At 73.4% G+C, this 6,405-nt stretch carries 7 protein-coding genes; 1 reads left to right on the top strand and 6 read right to left on the bottom strand.

The annotated features are described in order from the left end of the window. Positions 1–247: 247 nt before the first annotated feature. The 6 genes from ACFWA9_RS02895 to ACFWA9_RS02870 all read right to left on the bottom strand — a co-directional run bounded on the left by ACFWA9_RS02895 (position 248) and on the right by ACFWA9_RS02870 (position 5,455). Positions 248–472, bottom strand: a complete 225-nt coding sequence (locus tag ACFWA9_RS02895) for a hypothetical protein (protein ID WP_380382581.1) — start codon at positions 470–472, stop codon at positions 248–250. Positions 473–524: 52 nt separating this feature from the next. Beyond that, complete coding sequence (locus ACFWA9_RS02890) at positions 525–2,285, bottom strand: DUF2637 domain-containing protein (RefSeq protein WP_380382579.1); 1,761 nt, start codon at positions 2,283–2,285, stop codon at positions 525–527. Then, a complete protein-coding gene (locus tag ACFWA9_RS02885) occupies positions 2,282–2,824 on the bottom strand; it encodes a WhiB family transcriptional regulator (RefSeq protein WP_380382577.1) in 543 nt (180 codons plus the stop codon). The genes ACFWA9_RS02890 and ACFWA9_RS02885 overlap by 4 nt, the downstream gene beginning before the upstream one ends. An 86-nt stretch (positions 2,825–2,910) precedes the next feature. Further along, a complete protein-coding gene (locus ACFWA9_RS02880) occupies positions 2,911–3,570 on the bottom strand; it encodes a DciA family protein (protein WP_380382575.1) in 660 nt (219 codons plus the stop codon). Then, positions 3,567–4,904, bottom strand: coding sequence for a transcriptional regulator (locus tag ACFWA9_RS02875; protein WP_380382573.1), 1,338 nt, complete (start codon positions 4,902–4,904; stop codon positions 3,567–3,569). Before ACFWA9_RS02875 ends, ACFWA9_RS02880 begins: the two co-directional genes overlap by 4 nt. A 215-nt stretch (positions 4,905–5,119) precedes the next feature. Further along, positions 5,120–5,455, bottom strand: a complete 336-nt coding sequence (locus ACFWA9_RS02870; protein ID WP_380382571.1) for a hypothetical protein — start codon at positions 5,453–5,455, stop codon at positions 5,120–5,122. A gap of 360 nt (positions 5,456–5,815) precedes the next feature. Here ACFWA9_RS02870 and ACFWA9_RS02865 point away from each other — a divergent pair, with 360 nt between their 5' ends. Continuing rightward, complete coding sequence (locus ACFWA9_RS02865) at positions 5,816–6,250, top strand: helix-turn-helix domain-containing protein (protein ID WP_380382569.1); 435 nt, start codon at positions 5,816–5,818, stop codon at positions 6,248–6,250. The last annotated feature ends 155 nt before the right edge of the window (positions 6,251–6,405 follow it).

Raw genomic sequence — 6,405 nt, 5'->3', positions numbered from 1 at the left:
ACCCGGCCCCCCCCCCCATCAACACTCCCATATCCGGCGGCAGCGACAGATGTTTATAAGAGACTGGGTTCCTGGGTGGCGTCGCGCCCCCCCGCCCGACTCCACCCAGGTCCCTCGCCCCCCGTTGGGGCGAGGGCAAGTGCCTGGGGCGGCCCGTAGGGCTGCCCCAGGCGATAGCTTGCTGCGCCGTGGGTGCCGGTCCCCGCCCCGATTGCGGGCGGCCAAGTCGCTTGCACGACAACCGACTTCACCGACCCGACGCGGCCTCCAGCTGGTGGTCGACGAGCAGCTCGACGGCATACTCGATCGCCTCCAGCGGCGACTCCAGCACGAACTGCGGACCGCTGCGGGTTCGGCGGACGATCCAGCTGCCGTCGCTCGCCCCGTCGGCGCTGTGGAGGTGGCCCTGCTCGCGCAGCAGGCCCATCAGACCGGTGGCGAGGTGTTCGTCGGTGTGGCTCTTGGCGGTCAAGTCGGTTCCTAGGGTGGGATGGTGGCCTGGTCGGACGGCGGATTCCGGGAGGTCAGCGGCGGGAGGGCGGGGGTTTGCCCTCGATGTCCTTCAGCTCCCGCAGGAGCTGGCCGAGCGCGATGTTGTTGATCGGGACGTTCTGGGCCCTCAGGCCGGCGCGCAGGGCCTCACGGGTCAGCCGCCCCTCCGCGGTGGCGGCCACGGTGCGCCCGATCGGCAGCAGCGCTTCCAGCTCGTCGTCGCTCAGCTGCCGCTTCCGGACTTCGCGGTCCGGTCCCGGGTCAGTGCCGGGGACCGGGGACCGCGAGACGGGGACGGTTCCGGAGGCGGTGTTGATCGTGGGGACGGTCCCCCGTCCCGGCCGGTCCCCGGCGGGGGCGGCCGGGACGGGGGTCGGCTCGGTCCCGGATCGGGGACCGGCCTGCCACGCGGGGACCGGTCCCGGTCGGGTCGCGGGACCGGTCCCCGCGCTCTCGGTCCCCGGTGCCGGGACCGCCCGCAGGACGGTTGCCACAGTGGCGGTCCCGGGGTCGCGGGGACGGGCCGCCTCGGCTTGCGCCGGGGCGGGGACCGGCGGGACCGGGGACGGGGCGGGCGTCGGGACGCGGTGGGGGGCGGTCGCCGTGGCCGCGCTCACCCGGCCGGCTGCGGCGGCATCGCCCGGCCGGGACGCTGCGGTGAGGTTGGGGACCGGTCCGGCCCCGTCCCCGGAACCGGGTTCGGTTGCCGGGAGCGCCGCCGCGGGGACGGCGGGGGGCGCGGCGTGCACCCTCGGGGCGGGTGCGGCAGGAACTGTGGGGACGGTCCCGGCCGGGCTGCTCTCCGGTGCCCGGGACGCCGGGGTGCCGGGGACGGTCCCCGGCTTCGGCTCGGGCGGCGCGGGGACGGTCCCAGAGGGACCGGGGGTCAGGGCGGTCCCGGGAGTGGGGACCGCACCGGAGGCGGGGACGGTCCGTGGGGTGGGGACCGTGCCGTCCCCTGCGGCGGTCCCGCTGCCGGGGACGGAGGTCTGGGGACCGGGGACGGTCCTGCCAGCGGCGGCCTCGGTGCCGGGAACGGGGACGGGGACGGGGACGGCTTGAGGTTGCGGCCCCGAGGCGGCGGCCGGTCCCGCCGGGAGAGCGGCCGGCCCCTCGGGAGCCTTGGTCAGTGACACCGGGGACGGTGTGGAGACGGCGGACAGTTCGTGGTGCTGGTCCGCCGTAGCGGAGGCAGCGTTGTCGACCTCGGGGGCTGCGGCGCGCTTGCGGTTCCACCACCGGGTCCGGACAGCGGGCTTCGCCCCGGCGTCCTGGTCGGGCGCACTCTGCAGACTCGTTTGGTCGGCGTCGCCCAACCCCTGGGTGTCCGCGTCGGCCTGGGGCTCTGCATCGGCACCGGAGGCGTGCCGGGACATGACGATGTAGAGGTGGGTGGCGCCGCCCAGCACCAGCGGAGCGATGGTGCTCAGCACACCGACGGACCAGTCCGGCAGGTGGAGGCCCTCGCCGGGCGCGCTGATGTCGTTGAGGCGCACGGCGTGAGTCCAGTTGGCCCAGACGCTCGTGGCCGTGGCGCTGCCGAACACCGACCAGGTGTAGGCGCGGGCCCGCAGCGGCGCGTCCTTCAGCACGACCAGCGCCCTGGTGCCGTAGGCGATGAACCCATCGATGGCGACGGGGAACAGGTAGGTCAACTCCGGGCGGATGTGCATGGCGACGGCCATCTGCTGCAGGGCGTCGTACGACAGGGCCCCGCCGACGCCACCCATGGCACCGATCGCCGCTTTGTCCCACCAGGACATGCCCGGCGCGGGTCGCTTGTCCTCGCTCATGCCGCGACCGCCCGGCCGGTGGCCATGGAGGTGGCGATGCGCTGCTCACGCCGGACCGTCAACGGCTGCGTGGCGATGTTGGAACGGGCTTCGCGCAGCAGTTCCAGGCCGTACTTGCGGCTGATGCCGAGCACGGGGGCCCAGGTGTTCACGTCCAGGTCGAGGATCGCGGCAACGGTGACCACGGAGGTGCGCTCCGGCCTGGACAGGTGCACCGAGCGCCCGGCGAGGGCTTCGCGGATGCGCTGCTCGTCCCAGCGGTGGACACTGGCGCGGCGGTGGAGCACGAGGCGTTCGGTCTCGCCGAGGCCGCCGCGGATGCCCCAGCGGTCGTTCAGGTCGAGGGCCTCTTCCAGGCACTGCCGACTGACGGGGCAGGACACGCAGACCGACTTCGCGGCGGCGGTCTCCTCGCTCTCGTCAGGCAGCGGGTGGAACTGGTCGGGGTGCGCAGTGGTGGCGCAGGCGGCTTTGGTCGCCCAGCTGTTGTCGCGGCGGCGACCGGCGAGCTGGATCAGATTGGACTGGGTGTCGGGCACGGGTGCGGGTTCTCCGAGGTGGGCCTGCTGCGGCAGGCGGCTGGGGTCGGTGTCGAGCGGGCTCGCCGGGGCGGCGGCCGGGGCGCTCAGCTGCTGGTGGCGGGCGCTGGGGTCGCTCTGGCGAGGGCGCGGACCTTGTGCTCGATGGCCGGTCCGGCGAGCGGGTCGGCAGGGACGCGAGCACGGGCGGCTTGCAGCTGGGCGAGGGCGCGCTGGTAGCCGGGTGAGGCGTTCTCCCGGGTTCTGACCGGTCCGGGCGGGCGGCGCCCGGGTGCGGTGGCGCCGCTCGGCACGGGGCCGGCGGTTGTTCTGCTGCCGCGCTCGGCCAGGACGCGGATGGTGCGCACAACCGGTTGCTGGTGCAGGCGGTTGATCTCGGCGACGAGGTGGGCGGCGAAGTGGCGCAGGTGGGTGGCGTAGGCGGGCGAGTCGGCCTGGACATCGAGGCGGCCGGTGGTGTGGTCGAAGGCGACGGCCCGGGTGTGGGGGGCGAGTTCACCGGCGGCTCGGGGCCACAGGTCGGTGACGGCGCCACCGGAGAGCGGGGCGTTCCAGGCGTGCTGCTCGACGAGGCCGCCGAGTGCGGCGGCGAGCCCGACCGGATCGCGGTCGGACGAGCGGACAGCGGCGCGGCGGGGTCCGCGGACCTTGGTGGCTCCTGCGGGGCGCTTGGCGGCGTCGGCCTGGGCGCGGCGCAGGGTCAGGCGGGCGAGGTCGGCGCCGCGGGGCTCGTCGGGCGGGGTCATCGGGTGGCTCCGGCGGTGAGGTGGCTGGTGGTGGCGGTCAGGCGGACGACGCGCTCGACAAGGTCGGCCCCGTAGATCTGCGCGGCCTTGTCCCGGCCGGCGAGGACGACGGCGGAGGCGACCAGCTCGGGCTGTCCGGCGAGGTACTGGCGCCAGGCGAGCGTGCGGATCTCGGCGTGCTCGGAGTCGGTGGGCTCGGGCGGCAGCTCGACGAGCTGCCGCTGACGCTTGGCGGCGGTGAAGGCATCGCGGACCAGGCGGGCGACCGCGTTGCTGCGCGGCGCGGACCACGAGCTGCTCCACTCGGCGTGGCGCTCCCGGGCGGCATGGCGGCTGTCGCGCCACCAGGCGACCAGGTTGGCGCGCTTGGCCGGGGTGTCGAACAGCAGCTCCGTCCCGACCAGGCGGGCGGTCAGGAAGCCACTGGGCCGGTGGATCCGGTCCGAGGGTGCACGCAACGCGAGTACGGCGATCACCTCGTGGGCGGTCCAGCCCGCGTCGGCGAGGTGCCGCACGGCCCAGGCCACGCGGGCTACCGGCGTGCCGGCCAGCCACGGGACCTGCCGGACCAGCTCCAGGCCGAGCTGGTAGCGCCGCCCAACCGCGTTCAGCGTCTTGCGGGTTCTTCTCTCCGTCGGTGCGCTGCTGGGCTTCCCGTTGCGAGGCTCGCCCTCAGAGGGAGAAGAGGTAAGTGCCGCAGGAGAGGCAGTGCAGGAACCACCCTCCATTGGGGTGCAATCCGAACTCCCAGAAAAAGAGGGTCTTTTGGTCTTGCGGACCTTGCGGCGCACGGTGCGGGCGGCCTTCTTGCCGAGTCGCGCCAGCTGGGTGCGGCCCTGCTCGGAGATGCCGACGACAGCGCGGATGAAGGTGTCCGAGGGCGCGGTGCGCAACCCCAGGGCCTGGTCGAAGGAGACGGGTATGGTGCGGGCGAACTCGCTTGCCCGGGCACGCTCCTGGCGGACGCGGGTGCCCTTGACCCGGTAAGCCAGCAGGCCCGCCTCGCGCAGCAGCGCCAGGTGGTACTTCACAGTGCGCACGGAGACCTTGAGGACCCGGGCGAGGAAGTCGACGCCCGGCCGGCACGGGTTGAGCTGGGCGAGCTGCTGGGCCAGCAGCACGGTGGTCGTGCCGAACCGCGGGCCGTGGCTGCGGACCGGTGTGCGGGTGCCGGTGTCGTGGGCCCAGTGCACGGCCTGCAGCCAGGTGTACGGGTCGGGGGCGATGCGGGAGCTGGTGGTGGAGATCCACTGCTCGGGGTCGGGAACGGGCAGGCCGGGGTTGCCCGGTGCCCTGTCGGCGGACGTGCGCGAGGGCAGGAGGGTGCTAGGCATGGAGGTGAGAGGTTTCGCCTGGAGCGCGCGGCACCGGTCGCCAGGGCAGGCGGTGCCGTCAGCGCGGAACGGGTGAAGGCGGGAGGAGGCGCGTCAGGGGCGCGGCTGCGTCCGGCGCTGGGACGGTCGGTCCCGGCGCGGGTGTGCCTGTGCGCTGCGCGGTCGTCCGCGGTGCGGCGGGTTCTGCCGCTCGGCGGACGTGGAGAGGGTGGTGCTCAGGCCGCCAGCGGGAGGTCCTCGCCGCCGGCAGCGGCCAGGGCGGTCAGCTCCCCGGTGGCCAGGTCGAGGTGGTGGGCGCATCCGCGGTCGAGCGGGAATGCGGTGCTGATCCAACGGGCCATGGCCTGGCGGATCGCCAGCGGCTGCGGGACGTTTCGGCCCTGGGCGTCGTACGCCTCGGCGGTGCGGGGCAGGCCGCCTTCGGCGGCGCTGTTCAGGCGCACCGAGGCGCTGCCGGGGGCGAGGCGGGCGAGGATCTCGGCGAAGGCCACGGAGGTGGTGGCGACCAAGCGGCCGTCACCGGTGCCGATTGTGGGGATCGAGGAGGACATGCCATACTCCTGGGCTGATGTCCGGCCGCGTTGTGAGATGCGGGGGCCGGGCGTCGGACGTGTTCGACGTCCTCGCGTGCGGAGGGGTCCGGAAGCGCCAACTTCCGGACTCTCCGCCGAGGGCGGCCGAAGCCGCTGCCCCGCCGGTCGGACCGGCGCGCCAGCGAAGGCAGCCCCCGGATGAGCGGGCGCGATATAGCCCCCCACCAGGGATTCTGCACTCTAGTTTCCCTTCGGCTGGATCAACGTACACCAGAGTTCGCCAGAATGGGACACTAAAGTTCGAGCCTCGGCGTGCATCGGGGCACTGTTGGGTACTAAAGTGCGCCCGTGGGACGATCTGACACGGAGGACAGGGCGATGCCGGGACAAGCTGACAAGGACAAGGGCCTTGCGCAGATCGCCGCACGCCTCGACCGTCTCTTCGAGGAGCGCCACCCCGAGGGCCGCGGCCCGTACACCGTCGCCGAGGTCTCCACCGGCACCGGGATCAGCGACACCCTGCTCCGGGGCATGCGCAAGGGCGGCAAGACCAACCCCACGATCGACACCCTGGTGAAGATCGCGGCCTTCTTCGATGTGCCCCCGACCTACTGGGTCTCTGACGACCCGGACAAGGAGGTCGCCGGTCGCGACCTCCAGCGGGCCATGGAGGACGCCGGCGTCCAGTCGATCGCTCTGCGCAGCAAGGGCCTCGACGCCAAGGGCTTGCGCTTCGTCAAGGAGTCGATCGACATGGCGCGCAGCTCCCAGGGCCTGCCCCCCGCCGACGCGTCGGACGAACCGGCACCCTGAAACCCCGCGTTCGCGGCAGGCTCACGCATGCCGAAAATCTACGCGCGAAGATTCTACGGAATGCATTCCTGATTGCCAGTCAGGAATGCATTCCCCCCATTCGGGGGGACGCCACCCCCCGGCTTGACGAAATGCATCCCACCCCTTGGGGGAAT

This window comes from Kitasatospora sp. NPDC059973 (genome assembly GCF_042737525.1).
GTDB lineage: Bacteria > Actinomycetota > Actinomycetes > Streptomycetales > Streptomycetaceae > Kitasatospora.
This window is presented reverse-complemented; position numbering and strand designations above follow the sequence as displayed.